General features: G+C 71.6%; 15 protein-coding genes. 7 read left to right on the top strand and 8 right to left on the bottom strand.

Annotated features, from left to right (window positions below):
- The first annotated feature begins 160 nt into the window (after positions 1-160).
- Positions 161-634, top strand: coding sequence for a type II 3-dehydroquinate dehydratase (gene aroQ, locus ACIQOE_RS00885; RefSeq protein ID WP_401408774.1), 474 nt, complete (start codon positions 161-163; stop codon positions 632-634).
- 4 nt (positions 635-638) lie between these two features.
- Here the strand turns inward: aroQ and ACIQOE_RS00880 are convergent, their stop codons facing one another.
- The 5 genes from ACIQOE_RS00880 to ACIQOE_RS00860 form a co-directional block, all read right to left on the bottom strand.
- Positions 639-1,391, bottom strand: a complete 753-nt coding sequence (locus tag ACIQOE_RS00880) for an amino acid ABC transporter ATP-binding protein (protein ID WP_351326322.1) — start codon at positions 1,389-1,391, stop codon at positions 639-641.
- Positions 1,388-2,299: an amino acid ABC transporter permease gene (locus ACIQOE_RS00875; RefSeq protein ID WP_401408770.1), complete on the bottom strand. Its 912-nt coding sequence runs from the start codon at positions 2,297-2,299 to the stop codon at positions 1,388-1,390. The genes ACIQOE_RS00880 and ACIQOE_RS00875 overlap by 4 nt, the downstream gene beginning before the upstream one ends.
- Positions 2,296-3,180 (bottom strand): ABC transporter substrate-binding protein, encoded by an 885-nt coding sequence (locus ACIQOE_RS00870; RefSeq protein WP_399008499.1) that lies wholly within the window; start codon positions 3,178-3,180, stop codon positions 2,296-2,298. The genes ACIQOE_RS00875 and ACIQOE_RS00870 overlap by 4 nt, the downstream gene beginning before the upstream one ends.
- Positions 3,181-3,625: 445 nt before the next feature.
- Positions 3,626-4,282, bottom strand: coding sequence for an MBL fold metallo-hydrolase (locus tag ACIQOE_RS00865; RefSeq protein WP_351326318.1), 657 nt, complete (start codon positions 4,280-4,282; stop codon positions 3,626-3,628).
- A gap of 44 nt (positions 4,283-4,326) precedes the next feature.
- On the bottom strand, positions 4,327-5,016 hold the full coding sequence (locus ACIQOE_RS00860; RefSeq protein ID WP_401408765.1) for a maleylpyruvate isomerase family mycothiol-dependent enzyme: 690 nt from the start codon (positions 5,014-5,016) through the stop codon (positions 4,327-4,329).
- A 224-nt stretch (positions 5,017-5,240) separates the two neighbouring features.
- On the opposite strand from ACIQOE_RS00860, the gene uvrA reads away from it, so the two are divergent.
- Positions 5,241-8,222, top strand: a complete 2,982-nt coding sequence (gene uvrA / locus ACIQOE_RS00855; protein ID WP_351326315.1) for an excinuclease ABC subunit UvrA — start codon at positions 5,241-5,243, stop codon at positions 8,220-8,222.
- A 222-nt stretch (positions 8,223-8,444) separates the two neighbouring features.
- On the opposite strand, the gene ACIQOE_RS00850 is transcribed toward uvrA, so the two are convergent.
- Together ACIQOE_RS00850 and ACIQOE_RS00845 are read right to left on the bottom strand one after the other, a co-directional pair.
- A complete protein-coding gene (locus ACIQOE_RS00850; RefSeq protein ID WP_401408760.1) occupies positions 8,445-9,356 on the bottom strand; it encodes a carbohydrate kinase in 912 nt (303 codons plus the stop codon).
- Positions 9,353-10,468 (bottom strand): LacI family DNA-binding transcriptional regulator, encoded by a 1,116-nt coding sequence (locus ACIQOE_RS00845; protein WP_401408757.1) that lies wholly within the window; start codon positions 10,466-10,468, stop codon positions 9,353-9,355. Before ACIQOE_RS00845 ends, ACIQOE_RS00850 begins: the two co-directional genes overlap by 4 nt.
- Positions 10,469-10,757: 289 nt before the next feature.
- On the opposite strand from ACIQOE_RS00845, the gene ACIQOE_RS00840 reads away from it, so the two are divergent.
- Positions 10,758-11,189 carry a Rieske 2Fe-2S domain-containing protein gene (locus ACIQOE_RS00840; protein ID WP_351326309.1) on the top strand — a complete coding sequence of 144 codons (432 nt, stop codon included), beginning with the start codon at positions 10,758-10,760 and terminating at the stop codon, positions 11,187-11,189.
- Positions 11,190-11,213: 24 nt separating this feature from the next.
- Here ACIQOE_RS00840 and ACIQOE_RS00835 read toward each other — a convergent pair whose 3' ends face one another.
- Positions 11,214-12,161, bottom strand: coding sequence for a hypothetical protein (locus tag ACIQOE_RS00835; RefSeq protein WP_351326307.1), 948 nt, complete (start codon positions 12,159-12,161; stop codon positions 11,214-11,216).
- Positions 12,162-12,749: 588 nt separating this feature from the next.
- On the opposite strand from ACIQOE_RS00835, the gene uvrC reads away from it, so the two are divergent.
- The 4 genes from uvrC to whiA are packed head-to-tail and all read left to right on the top strand — an operon-like array spanning position 12,750 to position 17,993.
- Entirely contained in the window at positions 12,750-14,912 is a 2,163-nt protein-coding gene (gene uvrC, locus ACIQOE_RS00830) for an excinuclease ABC subunit UvrC (protein WP_401408753.1), read from the top strand.
- Positions 14,909-15,949, top strand: coding sequence for an RNase adapter RapZ (gene rapZ, locus ACIQOE_RS00825; RefSeq protein ID WP_351326304.1), 1,041 nt, complete (start codon positions 14,909-14,911; stop codon positions 15,947-15,949). Before uvrC ends, rapZ begins: the two co-directional genes overlap by 4 nt.
- A complete protein-coding gene (gene yvcK, locus ACIQOE_RS00820; protein WP_351326302.1) occupies positions 15,946-17,013 on the top strand; it encodes a uridine diphosphate-N-acetylglucosamine-binding protein YvcK in 1,068 nt (355 codons plus the stop codon). Before rapZ ends, yvcK begins: the two co-directional genes overlap by 4 nt.
- Positions 17,004-17,993: a DNA-binding protein WhiA gene (whiA, locus tag ACIQOE_RS00815; RefSeq protein ID WP_351326300.1), complete on the top strand. Its 990-nt coding sequence runs from the start codon at positions 17,004-17,006 to the stop codon at positions 17,991-17,993. Before yvcK ends, whiA begins: the two co-directional genes overlap by 10 nt.
- Positions 17,994-18,022 lie beyond the last annotated feature (29 nt).

Here is an 18,022-nt window from a genome sequence, read left to right as displayed (position 1 = left end):
TACGGTGCGTACATCGTGCATGCCGCGTCAACTACCCAGGGTGACCATCCGTTACGGGGGCGCACGGTGCCCTTCGCGGGCGCCTCGGCGCACCGTGATACACCGGTCTGACCCGCGGTCCGCCCAGGGCCGCCCACCGCACAGACGGACCGGAGGAAGCGTGCCCCGCACCCTGGCCAACGCCCCGATCATGATCCTCAACGGGCCCAACCTGAACCTGCTCGGCCGGCGCCAGCCCGAGATCTACGGCTTCGACACGCTCGCCGACATCGAGGCACTGTGCGTCGAGGCGGCGGCCGCGCACGGCGGCACCGTGGACTTCCGGCAGTCCAACCACGAGGGCGAACTGGTCGACTGGATCCACGAGGCACGCCTCGGCCACTGCGGGATCGTCATCAACCCGGGCGCCTACTCGCACACCTCGGTCGCCATCCTGGACGCCCTGAACACCTGCGACGGGATGCCCGTGCTGGAGGTCCACATCTCCAACATCCACCAGCGCGAGTCGTTCCGCCATCACTCCTACGTCTCCCTGCGTGCCGACGGCGTGATCGCCGGCTGCGGCGCGCAGGGCTACGTGTTCGGCGTGGAGCGGGTGGCGGCGCTGGCCGGCTCCGGCACCGCCGACGCCTGACGCCTCAGAGCCGTCCGGCCTCCACGATCCGCCGCAGGAAGCGCCGGGTGCGCTCCTGCCGCGGATCGCCGAACACCTGCTCCGCGCTGCCGCGTTCGAGTACGACCCCGCCGTCGAGGAAGCAGACCTGGTCGGCGACGTCCCGGGCGAAGCCCATCTCGTGGGTCGCCAGCACCATGGTCATGCCCTCGTCCTTCAGGTCACGGACTACGGCGAGCACCTCGCCCACCAGCTCCGGGTCGAGGGCGGCGGTGACCTCGTCGAGCAGCAGCAGCCGGGGACGCACCGCGAGGGCGCGCACGATCGCCACCCGTTGCTGCTGACCGCCGCTCAGCCGGTCCGGGTAGGCGCCCGTCCGGTCACCCAGCCCGAGGCGCTCCAGCAGCTCCCGGGCCCGTTCCTCGGCCTCCGCGCGCGGGACGCCGTGCACCCGGCGCGGTGCCAGGGTGATGTTGTCCAGCACGGTCATGTGCGGGAACAGGTTGTACGACTGGAAGACCACGCCGATCCGCCGGCGAACCGCGTCCTGGTCGGTGCGCGGCGCGGTGATCTCCTCGCCGTCCAGCCAGATCGCGCCGTCGTCGATCTCCTCCAGCAGGTTGGCGCAGCGCAGCAGCGTCGACTTGCCGGAGCCGGACGCGCCGATCAGCGCGGTCACCGTGTGCGGGGCGACCTCCAGGTCGACGTCCCGCAGCACCACCGAACCGCCGAAGGTCTTGCGGACGGACTCCATGCGCAGGACAGGCGTCTCACTCATATGGATCCTCCCTGGGCCCGCTGCCGGTCCATCCGCGCCGTCACCCAGTCCGTGAACCGGGTCATCGGAATGGTCAGCGCCACGAAGACCAGCCCGGCGACGATGTACGGCGTGTAGTTGAGGCTGCGGCCCACGATGATGTCGGCCGCGCGCACGGCGTCGATGGCACCGCCGATCGACACGAGACCGGTGTCCTTCTGCAGGGAGACCAGGTCGTTCAGGAGCGGCGGCACCTGACGGCGTACGGCCTGCGGCAGGATCACGTGCCGCAGGGCCTGCCGGTTGGTGAGGCCCAGCGAGCGGGCCGCGGCGCGCTGGGAGGGGTGGACCGACTCGATGCCGGCGCGGAACACCTCGGCCACGTACGCGGAGTACGTCAGCGTCAGCGCGGTACCGCCCAGCAGCACCGGATCGACCGTCACGCCCTGCAGCCGCAGCGCCGGGACACCCAGCACCACGATCATCAGATTGATCAGCAGCGGCAGCCCGCGGAAGAAGTCGGTGTACGCCGCCGCGAGCACGCGCAGCGGGAAGAACACCGGCCCGCGCAGCGTGCGCGCGATGGCGATCAGCATGCCGAGGACCAGGACGGCGACGCCGCAGACGAGCAGCAGCCGGACGTTCAGCCACAGCCCTTCGAGGACCTTCGGCAACGCCTCGCGCGCGTACTGCCCGTTGAAGAACGTCTCCCTGGTGCGCGGCCAGCCGGGCGCGTTGACGACGATCAGGTAGAGCACGGCCGCCGTGACCAGCGTCGAGAGCGCGGCGATCGCGGTGGCACGGCGGGCGCGGACCCGTCGGTCGCGCTCCCGTTCCAGCCTCCGTGCGGACGGCGTGTAGTCGTCGTCCCCGCGCGCGGGTATGCCGTCCGTGCCGTCCTTTCCGGGGCCGTCCGCGACGACGGTCACTTGAGCACCGGCGCGTCGACGGCGTCGGACAGCCACTGCTGCTCGATCTTCGCCAGAGTGCCGTCCTTGCGCAGCGCGTCGACCGCGGTGGTGACGCACGGGGTGAGCGCGCTGCCCTTGTCGAGGACCAGGCCGAACTGCTCGGCCGTGCCGCCCTGGTTCTCGAACTGGCCGACGATCTTCGCGTCCGTCACCTCGGCCGAGGTGATGTAGAAGGCGGTCGGCAGGTCGACCACGATCGCGTCCACCTGGCCGTTCTTCAGCGCCGACTTGGCCTGGTCGTTCTTGGCGTACACGGCGGGCTGCTGCGAGGGCTTCACGACGTCGGTGATGTAGTCGAGGCTGGTGGTGCCGACCTGGGCGCCCAGCTTCAGCTTCTTCAGATCCGCGACACCGGTGGCCCGGGCGGCCTTGCTGCCCTTGAGCGCGATGACCGCCTGGCGGACGTCGTAGTAGCCCGAGGAGAAGTCGACGGCCTTCTTGCGCTCCGCGCTGATGGACACCTGGTTGATGTCGAAGTCGAAGGTCTTCGCGCCGGGCGCGAACGCCTTGTTGAACGGGACGCTCTGCCAGACGACCGCGCTCTTGTCGTACCCCAGCTGCTTCGCCACGGCGTACGCGACCGCCGACTCGAAGCCCTCGCCGTCGGCCGGCTTGTCGTCCTTGAACCACGGCTCGTACGCCGGTTCGTCGGTGGCGATCGTCAGCTTGCCGGACGTCCGGGTGGCGAGCTTGCCCTTGGCGCAGGTGGTCGCGGCCGACGAGGAGGATCCGCCCGACGCCTTGTCGTCCGGCTGCGGAGCACACCCGACAGCGGTGGCGAGCAGGGCTATGGTGGCGGCGGCGACAGCGCGGCGCAGCGCGCGCGGGGCAGGATGCATGGCGGGAGAGTGACAGCGAAAGCCGCGTATGTCCAGGTCAAGCGGCTATCTGTCCGCATGCTGGGAACCGGTGTTGCGGTCTTGTGAACGTTGCCCGCCGCGGGTTGCGACGGAGACACGCCGGGGCCGCCGGTCGAGGGCGGGGAATGATGACCGGCGGCCCGTACCGCCCAGGAGCCGTCATCCTGCGCGGGGCTGCGACCAGTTGACCGCGCGACGGCGCGCGCGGGGAGCGTGCGCTTGCCCCCGGCGCGTGCGAACTGTTCACACGGGGCGCGCGATGAATCCGCGCGAGGCGCGTGCGGTAGTGCGCGCGGGGCGCGAGCGAAGAGGCGTGCGCGGGGCGCGAGTTGAGGGGCGCGCGCCGGACGGACCCCCGCCACGCCCGTCGCACGCACGGGTGCCCGGCTCCGTGCTCACCACCCGCGCGTGCGTGCCCGCGTGCTCACCACCCGCGCGCGTGCCACTCCGGCAGGTGCGGGCGCTCGGTGCCGAGCGTGGTGTCGTTGCCGTGTCCCGGATACACCCAGGTCTCGTCCGGGAGCGCGTCGAAGATCTTCGTCTCGACGTCGTGGATCAGGCTCGCGAAGGCCTCGGCGTCCTTGCGCGTGTTGCCCACGCCGCCCGGGAAGAGGCAGTCCCCGGTGAAGACGTGCGGGTGGCCGTGCGGATCGTCGTAGACCAGGGCGATGGAGCCGGGGGTGTGGCCGACGAGGTGGCGGGCGGTCAGTTCCACCTGGCCGACGCGGATGACGTCGCCGTCGTCGACGGCGACGTCGGTGGTGACCGGGATGCCGGCGGCGTCCTCGCGGCCCGCGTACGTCCGCGCGCCCGTGGCGGCCACGACCTCGGCCAGCGCCTGCCAGTGGTCGCCGTGCCGGTGCGTGGTGACGACGGACGCGATGCCGTCGTCACCGATCATGCCGAGGAGCGTCTCCGCGTCGCTGGCCGCGTCGATCAGCAGTTGCTCGTCCGTGGCGCGGCAGCGCAGCAGATAGGCGTTGTTGTCCATGGGCCCGACCGCGATCTTGGTGATCATCAGGTCCTTGAGCTCGTGCACGTCCGCCGGTCCGCCGACCGTCACCTCTCCGCTGTACGTCATGGCGATCAGCCTATAGCGGGGAGTGGCCGCGGAGGTGCCGTGCGCTACAGCGGAGGCAGCGCGGGCAGCGTGCCGCCCCGCACCGTCAGGGCCGAGCCGTCCCGGCGGCCGGCGAGCCAGCCCAGCAGATCCGCGGCGCTGCCCTCGACGCCGACCGGTGCCCCCTGGGCGCCGCCGCCCGTCGTCCAGACACGGCCGCCGTCGCTGCGCAGTCCGGTCGAGGGGATGTCCCGGTGGCCGCCGAAGCGCTCCGCCAGGAAGTCGATCTCCCGTTCCGTGAACTCCTTCGGAAGGTCCTCCAGGTCGTACCCGATCCCCAGGTCGACGTGGTGCAGCTCGACCTCGGCCCAGCGCCGGAACGGCACCCGGGCCGCGCTGTCGGTGACCCCGTTGCGCAGCTCCACCGTGCGTGTCCAGTCGGCGGGCCGCGCCCCGCGGTCCTGGAAGCGGACGCCGCTCTCGCGCAGGTCGGCGAGCTGGGCGCCGAGCGGGCGCGGGGCGTCGCGCGCGATGTCGGCGTCCCGCGCCTCGCCGGAGACGTACATGGGACGCCCGTCGAGGACGTTCGTGAGCGCGTCCGCGTTGCGGGCGAGATGGGCCAGGACGTGACCGACCGTCCAACCGGGAAGCCGTGACGGTCGCGTCACGGACGCGTTGTCCAGTCCGGCGACTGCGGTGAGGAGCCGGTCCGTCGCCTCCTGTACAGACGCCAGGTCATGAGCGTGATCAATCATGGGGCTGACAGTAGCTGCGTCACACCTTCGGGTGAAGGTTTCGCACGTGGTCCGTAAATCGAATGCGCGTGCTATATCGTCGGTGGCGGCGTCGGGCATGCTGGATGGTCCGGGATTGTTTACGCATCCAGGAATCCAACCGGCGTTGTCAGTGGCTCCCCCTAGTCTGAAGAAGCACGGGGCCCTGCCCCTGTCACTTCTCTCAAGAAAGGTGCGGACCGGCTGTGGCCGACCGTCTCATCGTCCGTGGCGCGCGCGAGCACAATCTGAAGAACGTCTCGCTCGACCTGCCTCGTGACTCGCTCATCGTCTTCACGGGGCTGTCCGGGTCGGGCAAGTCCTCCCTGGCCTTCGACACGATCTTCGCCGAAGGCCAACGCCGCTATGTGGAGTCGCTCTCCTCGTACGCCCGCCAGTTCCTCGGGCAGATGGACAAGCCGGACGTGGACTTCATCGAGGGCCTGTCCCCGGCGGTGTCCATCGACCAGAAGTCGACCTCGCGCAACCCGCGCTCGACGGTCGGCACCATCACCGAGGTCTACGACTACCTGCGGCTGCTCTTCGCGCGCATCGGCAAGCCGCACTGCCCGGAGTGCGGCCGCCCCATCTCGCGCCAGTCGCCGCAGGCCATCGTGGACAAGGTGCTGGAGCTGCCCGAGGGCAGCCGTTTCCAGGTGCTCTCGCCGCTGGTGCGCGAGCGCAAGGGCGAGTTCGTCGACCTGTTCGCCGACCTCCAGACCAAGGGCTACTCCCGCGCGCGCGTGGACGGCGAGACCGTCCAGCTCTCCGAACCGCCGACGCTGAAGAAGCAGGAGAAGCACACCATCGAGGTGGTCGTCGACCGTCTCACGGTGAAGGACACCGCCAAGCGCCGCCTCACCGACTCGGTGGAGACCGCGCTCGGCCTGTCCGGCGGCATGGTCGTGCTCGACTTCGTCGACCTCCCCGAGGACGACCCCGAGCGCGAGCGCATGTACTCGGAGCACCTGTACTGCCCGTACGACGACCTGTCCTTCGAGGAACTGGAGCCCCGTTCCTTCTCCTTCAACTCGCCCTTCGGCGCCTGCCCCGAATGCACCGGCATCGGCACGCGCATGGAGGTCGACCCGGAGCTGATCGTCCCGGACGAGGACAAGTCCCTCGACGAGGGCGCCATCCACCCCTGGTCGCACGGGCACACCAAGGACTACTTCAGCCGGCTGATCGGCGCCCTCGCGGACGCGCTGGGATTCCGCACCGACATCCCCTTCGCCGGCCTGCCGCAGCGCGCCCGCAAGGCCCTGCTCTACGGCCACAAGACACAGATCGAGGTCCGCTACCGCAACCGGTACGGGCGCGAGCGCGTCTACACCACGCCCTTCGAGGGCGCGGTGCCCTTCGTCAAGCGCCGGCACAGCGAGTCCGAGAGCGACGCCAGCCGCGAGCGCTTCGAGGGCTACATGCGCGAGGTGCCCTGCCCCACCTGCCAGGGCACGCGCCTGAAGCCGATCGTCCTGGCCGTCACGGTCATGGACAAGTCGATCGCCGAGGTCTCGGCGATGTCCATCAGCGACTGCGCCGAGTTCCTGGGCGAACTCAAGCTCAACAATCGCGACAAGAAGATCGCCGAGCGCGTCCTGAAGGAGGTCAACGAGCGGCTGCGGTTCCTGGTCGACGTGGGCCTGGACTACCTCTCGCTGAACCGCGCGGCCGGCACGCTCTCCGGCGGCGAGGCCCAGCGCATCCGCCTGGCCACCCAGATCGGCTCCGGCCTGGTCGGCGTCCTGTACGTGCTGGACGAACCGTCGATCGGCCTGCACCAGCGCGACAACCACCGGCTGATCGAGACCCTGGTACGGCTCCGCGACATGGGCAACACGCTCATCGTCGTCGAGCACGACGAGGACACCATCAAGGTCGCCGACTGGGTCGTCGACATCGGCCCCGGCGCCGGCGAGCACGGCGGCAAGGTCGTGCACAGCGGCTCCCTCAAGGAACTGCTGGCCAACGAGGAGTCGCAGACCGGTCAGTACCTGTCCGGCAAGAAGGCCATCCCGCTGCCCGACATCCGCCGCCCGCAGGACCCGTCCCGCCGGCTCACGGTGCACGGCGCCCGCGAGAACAACCTCCAGGACATCGACGTCTCCTTCCCGCTGGGCGTGTTCACGGCCGTCACGGGCGTGTCGGGATCCGGCAAGTCGACGCTGGTCAACGACATCCTGTACACGCACCTCGCGCGCGAGCTGAACGGCGCTCGGAACGTCCCGGGCCGGCACACGCGGGTCGACGGCGACGACCAGGTCGACAAGGTCGTGCACGTCGACCAGTCACCCATCGGCCGCACCCCGCGGTCGAACCCGGCGACGTACACGGGCGTCTTCGACCACGTCCGCAAGCTGTTCGCCGAGACCACCGAGGCGAAGGTCCGCGGCTATCTTCCCGGGCGCTTCTCCTTCAACGTCAAGGGCGGCCGCTGCGAGAACTGCGCGGGCGACGGCACCATCAAGATCGAGATGAACTTCCTCCCGGACGTCTACGTCCCGTGCGAGGTCTGCCACGGCGCCCGGTACAACCGGGAGACCCTGGAGGTCCACTACAAGGGCAAGTCCATCGCCGAGGTCCTGAACATGCCCATCGAAGAGGCCATGAACTTCTTCGAGGCCGTCCCGGCGATCAACCGCCACCTCACGACGCTGAACGACGTCGGGCTCGGCTACGTCCGGCTCGGCCAGTCCGCCACCACCCTGTCCGGCGGTGAGGCACAGCGTGTGAAGCTCGCCAGCGAACTGCAGAAGCGCTCCACCGGACGCACGGTCTACGTCCTGGACGAGCCGACCACCGGCCTGCACTTCGAAGACATCAGCAAGCTGCTGAAGGTCCTCGCCGGGCTCGTGGACAAGGGCAACACGGTCATCGTCATCGAGCACAACCTCGACGTGATCAAGACGGCCGACTGGGTCGTCGACATGGGTCCGGAAGGCGGTGCCGGCGGCGGACTCGTCGTCGCGGAGGGAACGCCCGAGGAGATCGCCGCCGTCCCGGCCAGCCACACCGGCAAGTTCCTGCGCGAGATCCTCGGCGCCGACCGCGTCAGCGACGCCAGCTCGGTGAAGGCCCCGCGCAAGCCGGCGGCGAAGAAGACCGCGGCGAAGAAGACGGCCGCGGCCAAGCCGGCGGCCAAGAAGGCGGCGCCCGCGAAGAAGACGACCCGGGCCCGCAAGGCCTGAGGCCGCCGGGCGGTCGGCCCGGACAAATCCAGAAAAGTACGGTGTCCCGCGGGAACTTCCCGCGGGGCACCGCTCGTTCTCCCATCAGCCGCCCGATCTCCGCGGCGACGACGAACCTTGACTCATCAACAGCGAAATCAGCGAACCATCGGAATCAGTCAGATCCGGGGGAAACACCGGTACGAGCGGACCGTCGCATCGGCGAGACAGGCCGAACGGCCGCTACAACGAGCCGAGTTCGGAGGCGTACGGCGGCTCCGCACCCGCCCGGGAACAAGTGATCGCGGCAGCGCGCGCCGCGAAGCGCAGCAGCCTGGTCCAGCCGTCGGCGCCCAGTCCCGCGAGCGCCTCGGCGGACAGCGCGTCCTGGGCGGCGAGCCCGTGCAGCAGAGCCGCGTTCACCGTGTCACCGGCGCCGATCGTGTCCACGACGTCGACCTCCTCACCGGGCACGGCGTACACGGTGCCGTCCGGGGTGAAGGTGCTCAGCCCCTCACCGCCGTGGGTGATCACCACGGCCGAAGGCCCGGCCGACAGCCATTCGCGCGGGGTGCCGCCCAGCCACAGCGCGTCCTCCTCCGAGAGCTTGAGCAGGGTCACCGAGGGCAGCCAGCTCTTGAACCGCGCCCGGTAGGCGTCGGGATCGGTGATCAGGCCTGCCCGGATGTTCGGGTCGAGCGCGGTGAACAGACCCTGCCCGGCCGCGCGGCGCAACAACTCCTCGTACGCGCTCGCGCCCGGTTCCAGGACGAGCGAGAGCGTGCCGAAGGACAGGGCGCGGGTGGCGGCCGGAAGAGCGGCGGGTGCGGTGAACAGACGGTCGGCGGTGCCGTCGACATAGAAGGAGTAGGAGGCGGACCCGCGCGCGTCGATCGTGGCGGCCGCCAGGGTCGTCGGCTCCGTGCCGCGTTCCACCAGGGAGACGTCGACTCCCGCGCCCCGCAGCCCGTCCAGCAGCGCCTCGCCGAAGGCGTCGTGCGAGGCGCGGGAGCAGAACGCGGTGGGGGAGCCCAGGCGGCCGAGGGCCACGGCCGTGTTGTACGGGCCGCCGCCGAGCGCCGGCTGCAGGGGCGCGAGGGCGCCCGCGCCCTGTGGTACCAGGTCGATCAGTGCCTCACCGGCGACGACGATCACGAGAGGGTCCCTTCCTCTGGAGGTGCGGAGTGGGCGGGGCGTCCGGCATGCCGTGCCCCGTCGGTGGTCCGTGCGGCGGCCGTCGCCTCGCCGTCCGTCTCGGGGCAGCCGCACGACGTCCGGTGCACGAAGGCGCAGGGAAGCCGCACGGTCCGCGCGGCCCGGCCGGGCGCGGCCAGCCGTTCCAGGAGCACGCGGACCGCCTCGGCGCCGATCTCCCTGCTGGGCTGGGCGACGGCGGTGAGGCGGGGCGAGAACAGATCGGCCCAGGCGAAGTCGTCGAAGCAGCACAGCGCGATGTCGTCCGGCACACGGAGACCGTGTGCGCGCAGGGCGCGCAGAGCGCCGATGGTCATCGCGTTGTTGGCCGTGACGAGCGCCGTGGGCGGCGGGGTGAGCGACATCAGGGCGGCGGTGGCCCGCTCGGCTCCGGCCGACTCGGAGTTCCCGGGGACGACCAGCGCGTCGTCGAGGGGGAGCCCGGCGGCGGCGAGTCCCTGCCGGTAGCCGGTGATCCGTTCATCGGTGGTGCTGAGCCCGGACAGCCCCGCCACCAGGCCGATCCGGCGGTGCCCGAGACCGGCGAGATGGGTGACGAGCCGTGCCGTCGGCCCGGTGTTCTCTGCGCAGACCTGGTCGAAGCGCGGGGGACCGTCCGCGGGGTCGTCGACCACCCGGTCCAGGAGGACGGCCGGTACGGCGTGCCGGCCGAGGTAGGCGAGCAGCGCGCCCGGATCGGCGGAGGGGGCGACGATCATGCCGTCGACGCGGCGCTCGTGCAGGAGCCGGACGACCTTGCGTTCGTGCTCGGGATCGTCGTGCGGATCGGCGATGAGCAGGCCGTAACCCTGCTCCAGGGCAGCGGCCTCGACGCCTTGGAGGATCTCCGTGAAGTAGGGGTTGCTGATCGCCGACACCGCGAGCCCGATGGAGCGGGTGCGGGAGGTCACCAGGGAGCGGGCGAGGGTGTTGGGCGTGTAGCCCAGCTCCTCGACGGCGTCGAGCACCGCCTGGCGTGTGTGGGGCAGCACCGGTCGGGTCTCGTTCAGCACGTGGGAGACGGTCGCCACGGAGACCCCGGCACTACGGGCGACGTCGGCCATGGTGGGCATGGGTCCTCCTTCCCTCCGCTCGCCGTCGGCGTGAACAGGGCCCTCGGTTCCCCTGCGGGCGGCCCCGGCCGGGAAGCTACTCCATCGAAGCCGCCGCGTAAACGCTTGCGCAAGCGTTTACGCGCGAAGATCCGGTGCCTCCCCGGACATGTCCGCCGCATCTTCACCGCCGTATCCCGACCCGCCCCGAAGCGGGATGATCCGCCCCGGTATCGTCGCTCTGCCCTGCTGTCGCCGCACGGCCTCTGCCTCACCGCAACCGGCACTCCCACCACCCCTGGAGCCTCCGATGTCAGCCGCCCGCCCCTCCGCCAGCCGCCGTACCGTCCTGTGGGGAGCGGCGGTCACACCGGTCGCCGGGCTCGGGCTGGCCGCCTGCTCGGCTCCCGGCGGCGGATCCTCCGCGGACGCCACGCCGACGGCCCCGGTGGACCTCGGAGCCGAGAGCGAGGTCGCCAAGGGCGGCGCGAAGCTCTACCGGGACCACAACGTCGTCGTGAGCAGGTCCGCCGACGGTGCCCTGAAGGCCTACAGCACGATCTGCACGCACGCGGGATGCGCGATCAACAAACTCCAGGGCACGACACTGGTCTGCCCCTGTCACGGCAGCCAGTTCGACGCGCTCACCGGGAAGGTGGTGCAGGCCCCGGCCACCGAGCCGTTGAACGAACTGCCGGTCAAGGCCGCGAAGGGCCGGATCGTGGCGGGGCCGGACGCCTGAACCGGGAACCGGCCCGCCGCCGGGTCATTCCCAGTCCCAGCCGATCCCGAGCAGCCCCGGCCGCACCCTGGGCTCGACCAGGTGCACCGAGCGGTGCAGCCCGCTCAGCGGAAGGGCCTGCCGGCCACTGCGCGGTGCCGCGGCGGAGTGCTGCGCGAACCGGTGGCAGTGTGCGGGCAGCGCCTCGGCGGTGAACCGCACCTGAAGGGTGTACTGGCCGCCGGGAAAGCCGAAGTCCCGGGTGTACTCGCGGGAGACGCCGGCCGTGCCGTCCTCCACGGCGTAGCGGAAGAGGAAGGTGTCGCCGGACCGCAGGCGGGTGCCGAAGAGGAGTTCGGCGACGAGCAGGCCGGTCTCCGGATCCGAACGGACGCGTCCGGTACGGCAGTTCTCCAGGGCACGCACGGTCATGTGCTGCGGGGCGCAGCCGGGGTCGCCGTGGTGCACGGCCACGAAGCGGTCGACGCCGTCCCGGTGCGCGCGCACGATGTGCTGCGACTCGCGGGACGCCAGCTCGCGGTGGGCGCCGATCCGCACCCGCTCGTGGTGTCCCAGGGTGTGCAGACCGCCGTCGAGGGACCAGCCGAGCTCGGCCTGCAGCCGGTCCAGGACGTCGGAGGCCTCGATGAGGGAGCGGTAGGAGCGGGCGGCCGGACGGCGCTCGGCGGCACCCTGGTCGGCGTCGGCGAGCAGCCGGATCAGGGACTCGTCCGGCAGCTGGAGTATCTCCTCCAGCGCGCGGACCGCCCGCAGCGACTCCGGGCGCTGCGGGCGGCGGGCTCCCTGCTGCCAGTAGCTCAGGCTGGTGACACCCACTTTGACCCCGTAGCGCGAGAGGTGGTGCTGCACCCGCTGGAGCGGCAGCCCACGGGCGGCGATCGCGGCGCGCAGGGCCACATGGAAGGGGCCGCCGCGCAGGGCCGAGTCCAGTTCCGCGGTGGCGACGTCCGCGTGCTGTGTGCCGTGCCGCATGCAGGAGGGCCTTTCTCTTGGGGGTTCACCACGGCTGGTCAGGCCGGTGGCGCGGGTCCGGGGCCACCCCGTCGGCGTCGGGGCGGCCACACCTGGGTACGCCGCGTCCGCAGGCCGCTGCTCACGGCCCCGAGTTCCCCCGCATTGAAGCGTGTTGACCAATCCCCGACAACACCTTCGCGCCGCCGAGGACGCTCACCTGGCCGAGGCGTGACCCCGGCGCCGGACGGATCATGCGGGGGAGAGGGCGCCGCGGCCGCCCGGGGGAGCCGTGGGCGGGCGCACGAGGGGCGCCGATTTGGGGAGGAAGCCGCGCAAGGTCCGCCGCGACCGGTGCCGCGGTCCCGTGCGGGTACCGGGCGGGCGCGGGCGGCACCCGCACCGGCGGGGTGCCGGCACGGCGCCCGACGCGACCGAGGTGGCCGATTCCGCGATCCGCCTCGCTCCGACGGCGGAGAGCCACGCGCAGGGCGCCGCGGCGGCCGGAGGCCGAGGGGCGGAGGAGCCGCCCGCCGCCGGTCCCGCCGCCCCTCTGGGCTTGTCCACAGGCTCGTCGCGGTGTCGGCCTGCGCCAGTAGGGTGTGAGACATGGCCGACCCCTCCAGCTACCGCCCCAAGCCGGGACAGATCCCGGACTCTCCCGGGGTGTACAGGTTCCGCGACGAGCACCGCCGGGTGATCTACGTCGGAAAGGCGAAGAGCCTGCGCCAGCGCCTGGCGAACTACTTCCAGGACCTCGCCGGCCTGCACCCCCGGACCCGGACGATGGTCACCACCGCAGCGTCCGTGGAGTGGACCGTGGTGTCCACGGAGGTCGAGGCGCTCCAGCTGGAGTACTCCTGGATCAAGGAGTACGACCCCCGGTTCAACGTCAAGTACCGCGACGACAAGAGCTACCCCTACCTCGCGGTGACGATGAACGAGGAGTTCCCGCGCGTCCAGGTGATGCGCGGTCACAAGAAGAAGGGTGTCCGCTACTTCGGGCCGTACGGCCATGCGTGGGCCATCCGGGACACCGTGGACCTGCTGCTGCGCGTGTTCCCGGTGCGCACCTGCTCCGCCGGGGTGTTCAAGAACGCCACCCGCACCGGCCGCCCCTGTCTGCTCGGCTACATCGGCAAGTGCTCCGCCCCCTGCGTCGACCGGATCTCCCCCGAGGACCACCGCGACCTCGCCGAGGACTTCTGCGACTTCATGGCCGGCCGCACCGGCACCTACCTCCGCCGTCTGGAGAAGCAGATGACGGAGGCGGCCGAGGAGATGGAGTACGAGCGGGCCGCCCGGCTGCGCGACGACATCGAGGCCCTGAAGAAGGCCATGGAGAAGAACGCGGTCGTGCTCGCGGACGCGACCGACGCCGACCTGATCGCGGTCGCCGAGGACGAGCTCGAAGCGGCCCTGCAGATCTTCCACGTGCGCGGCGGACGGGTGCGCGGCCAGCGCGGCTGGGTGACGGACAAGGTGGAGGACGTGACGACCGCGGCGCTCGTCGAGCACGCCCTCCAGCAGCTCTACGGCGAGGAGAGCGGCGACGCCGTGCCCAAGGAGGTGCTGGTCCCGGCCCTGCCCGAGCCGGTCGAGCCGGTCCAGGAGTGGCTCACCGGCCGCCGCGGGTCGAACGTCTCGCTGCGCATCCCGCAGCGCGGCGACAAGAAGGCGCTGATGGAGACCGTGCAGCGCAACGCCCAGCAGGCGCTCGCCCTGCACAAGACGAAGCGCGCCTCCGACCTCACCACCCGCTCCCGGGCCCTGGAGGAGATCGCCGACGCCCTGGACCTGGACAGCGCCCCGCTGCGCATCGAGTGCTACGACATCTCGCACCTGCAGGGCGACGACGTCGTGGCCTCCATGGTCGTCTTCGAGGACGGCCTGGTGCGCAAGAGCGAGTACCGCCGCTTCCAGATCAAGGGCTTCGCCGGCCAGGACGACGTGCGCTCCATGCACGAGGTGATCACCCGCCGCTTCCGCCGCTACCTCGCCGAGAAGGAGAGGACCGGCGAATGGCCCGAGGAGGACGGCACCGCAAGCCCGCTCACGGCCCCCGGTACGGCCGGCCCCGCCACCATGCCCGCCGCCGCCCCGCCCGCCGCCCCAATCGTTGCCGCCCCCGACGGTGACGCCGACGACGGCCAGGTCAACGGGTTCAAGGACGACGACGGCCGTCCCCGGAAGTTCGCCTACCCGCCCCAGCTCGTGGTCGTGGACGGCGGCCGGCCCCAGGTCGCGGCGGCCAAGCGGGCGCTCGACGAGCTGGGGATCGACGACATCGCCGTCTGCGGCCTCGCCAAGCGCCTCGAAGAGGTCTGGCTGCCCGAGGACGACGACCCCGTGGTGCTGCCCCGCAGCAGCGAGGGCCTCTACCTGCTCCAGCGCGTCCGTGACGAGGCGCACCGCTTCGCCATCAGCTACCAGCGCACCAAGCGGGCCAAGCGGTTCCGTTCCGGGCCGCTGGACGACGTGCCCGGCCTCGGTGAGACACGCAAACAGGCGTTGATCAAGCATTTCGGCTCGGTGAAGAAGCTGCGGTCCGCCACAATCGAGCAGATCCAGGAGGTGCCCGGGATAGGCCGCAAGACGGCCGAGACCATTGCCGCGGCCCTCGCCCAGGCGGCCCCGGCCGCGCCCGCCGTGAACACGGCCACGGGAGAGATCATGGATGACAGCGAGGACGAGGCGCCCGGGACGACGGCGGACGCCTCGGGGGAGCCCGTAGCCGCGGGCGCCCCGGACGATCGGGGGCAGGAGAGATGACCGAGCGCGACGCAGACCACACGGCCCGGCGAGATCCGGCGTCCGGCCAGACGCAGGGCCCCACCGGGGCAGCGCACAATGAAGCGGGTCAGGATCAGCCGCAGCAGGCGGAAGCGGTCCAGGAAAACGGAGCAGAAGTGAGTACGGATGCCACACCGGCCGGGGTGCCGGAGGCGGCCATCCCCGAGCTGGTGATCATCTCCGGCATGTCGGGAGCGGGCCGGTCGACGGCGGCCAAGTGTCTGGAGGACCTCGGCTGGTTCGTCGTGGACAACCTCCCGCCGGCCCTCATCCCCACCATGGTCGAGCTGGGCGCCCGTTCCCAGGGCAACGTGGCCCGGATCGCGGTCGTCGTCGACGTGCGCGGCCGGCGCTTCTTCGACAACCTGCGCGAGTCCCTCGCCGACCTCGACAGCCGGGGCGTCACCCGCCGGATCGTCTTCCTGGAGTCCTCGGACGACGCGCTGGTCCGCCGCTTCGAGTCGGTGCGCCGCCCGCACCCCCTCCAGGGCGACGGCCGGATCGTGGACGGCATCGCCGCCGAACGCGAACTGCTGCGCGAGCTGCGCGGCGACGCCGACCTGGTGATCGACACCTCCAGCCTGAACGTGCACGAGCTGCGCGCGAAGATGGACGCCCAGTTCGCCGGCGACGAGGAGCCCGAGCTGCGGGCCACCGTGATGTCGTTCGGCTTCAAGTACGGGCTGCCCGTCGACGCCGACCTGGTCGCCGACATGCGGTTCCTGCCCAACCCGCACTGGGTGCCGGAGCTGCGCCCGTACACCGGCCTCAACGAGGAGGTGTCGGCGTACGTCTTCAACCAGCCGGGTGCCAAGGAGTTCCTCGACCGGTACGCCGAGCTGCTGCGGCTGATCGCGACCGGCTACCGGCGCGAGGGCAAGCGTTATGTGACCATCGCCATCGGCTGCACGGGCGGCAAGCACCGCTCGGTCGCCGTCTCCGAGAAACTCGCCGCCCGTCTGGCCGCCGAGGGAGTGGAGACCGTAGTCGTGCACCGGGACATGGGGCGCGAGTGACCGGACGTTCTCCCCGGCTGACGAGGCTGCGGCGGGTCGTGCCCGAGTCCCGCTCGGGCCGCCCCGTCGAGGCCCGCGGTGCCCGGCCGCGCCGCCGCGGCGCCCAGCCCAAGGTGGTCGCGCTGGGCGGCGGCATGGGCCTGTCCGCCTCGCTCGCCGCGCTGCGCCGGATCACCGGCGACCTCACCGCCGTCGTCACCGTGGCCGACGACGGCGGCTCCAGCGGGCGCCTGCGCGACGAACTCGGTGTGCTTCCTCCGGGTGATCTGCGCAAGGCCCTCGCCGCGCTGTGCGGTGACGACGACTGGGGCCAGACCTGGGCCCGGGTCATCCAGCACCGCTTCCAGTCCAAGGGCGACCTGCACGAGCACGCCGTCGGCAATCTGCTGATCGTCGCCCTGTGGGAACAGCTCGGCGACCACGTCCAGGCGCTGGACCTGGTCGGCAAGCTGCTCGGCGCGCACGGGCGGGTGCTGCCCATGTCCGCCGTGCCGCTGGAGCTGCAGGCCCTGGTCAAGGGGCATGATCCGGAGCGGCCGGAGGAGGTGGACATCGTCCGGGGACAGGCCACGGTGGCGCTGACCCCCGGCGAGGTGCAGTCCGTGCACCTGGTGCCGCACGGCCCGCCGGCCGTGCCGGAGGCCGTCGCCGCGGTGCTGGACGCGGACTGGGTGGTGCTGGGCCCGGGGTCGTGGTTCTCCTCGGTGATCCCGCACCTGCTGGTGCCCGATCTCCTCGACGCGCTCACCGAGACCAAGGCCCGCAAGGTCCTGTCGCTGAACCTCGCGCCGCAGCCGGGTGAAACCGAAGGCTTCTCCCCGCAGCGTCATTTGGAGGTTTTGGGCCGACACGCCCCTAAACTCGCCCTGGACGTGGTGCTGGCCGACGAGGCCGCCGTGCCCGACCGCGACTCGCTCACCGAAGCCGCAAAGCGGCTGGGAGCCGCGGTCGAGCTGGGCCCCGTGGCCCGGACCGACGGATCACCCCGGCATGATCCGGAGCTGTTGGCCGCCGCGTACGACCGTATTTTTCGGATGCATGGAAGGATCGGCCCATGGCGATGACGGCAGCGGTGAAGGACGAGATCTCCCGGCTACCCGTCACCCGGACCTGCTGCCGGAAGGCCGAGGTCTCCGCCATTCTGCGGTTCGCGGGCGGCCTCCACCTGGTGAGCGGGCGCATCGTGATCGAGGCGGAGCTGGACACCGCGATGGCGGCCCGGCGCCTCAAGCGGGACATCCTGGAGATCTTCGGGCACAGTTCCGAACTGATCGTGATGGCTCCCGGCGGGCTGCGCCGCGGCTCGCGGTACGTGGTGCGCGTGGTCGCGGGCGGTGACCAGCTGGCCCGCCAGACCGGTCTGGTGGACGGGCGGGGGCGCCCGATCCGGGGCCTGCCCCCGCAGGTGGTCTCCGGGGCGACCTGTGACGCGGAGGCGGCCTGGCGCGGCGCCTTCCTGGCGCACGGCTCCCTGACCGAGCCCGGCCGGTCCTCCTCCCTGGAGGTGACCTGCCCCGGACCGGAGGCCGCGCTCGCGCTGGTCGGCGCGGCCCGCAGGCTGTCCATCGCCGCGAAGGCCCGTGAGGTGCGCGGGGTGGACCGGGTGGTCGTCCGGGACGGTGACGCGATCGGCGCCCTGCTGACCCGCCTCGGCGCGCACGAGTCCGTGCTGGCCTGGGAGGAGCGGCGGATGCGCCGCGAGGTGCGGGCCACCGCGAACCGCCTCGCCAACTTCGACGACGCCAACCTGCGCCGCTCGGCGCGCGCGGCCGTCGCCGCCGGCGCCCGGGTCCAGCGGGCCCTGGAGATCCTCGCCGACGAGGTGCCCGAGCACCTGGCCGCGGCCGGCCGGCTGCGGATGGAGCACAAGCAGGCCTCCCTGGAGGAGCTGGGCGCGCTCGCCGACCCGCCGCTCACCAAGGACGCCGTCGCGGGCCGCATCCGCCGCCTGCTGGCGATGGCCGACAAGCGCGCGTCCGATCTGGGCATCCCGGGCACCGAGGCCAACCTCAGCGACGAGCTGGCCGACAACCTCGCAGGCTGAATCACCGTCAGCAGCCCGGTGCCGACGGC

This window comes from Streptomyces sp. NPDC091282, assembly GCF_044757385.1.
GTDB classification, from domain to species: Bacteria; Actinomycetota; Actinomycetes; order Streptomycetales; family Streptomycetaceae; genus Streptomyces; species Streptomyces gramineus.
The sequence above is the reverse complement of the archived record's forward strand: the minus strand, read 5'-3'. Positions and strand labels throughout refer to the sequence as shown.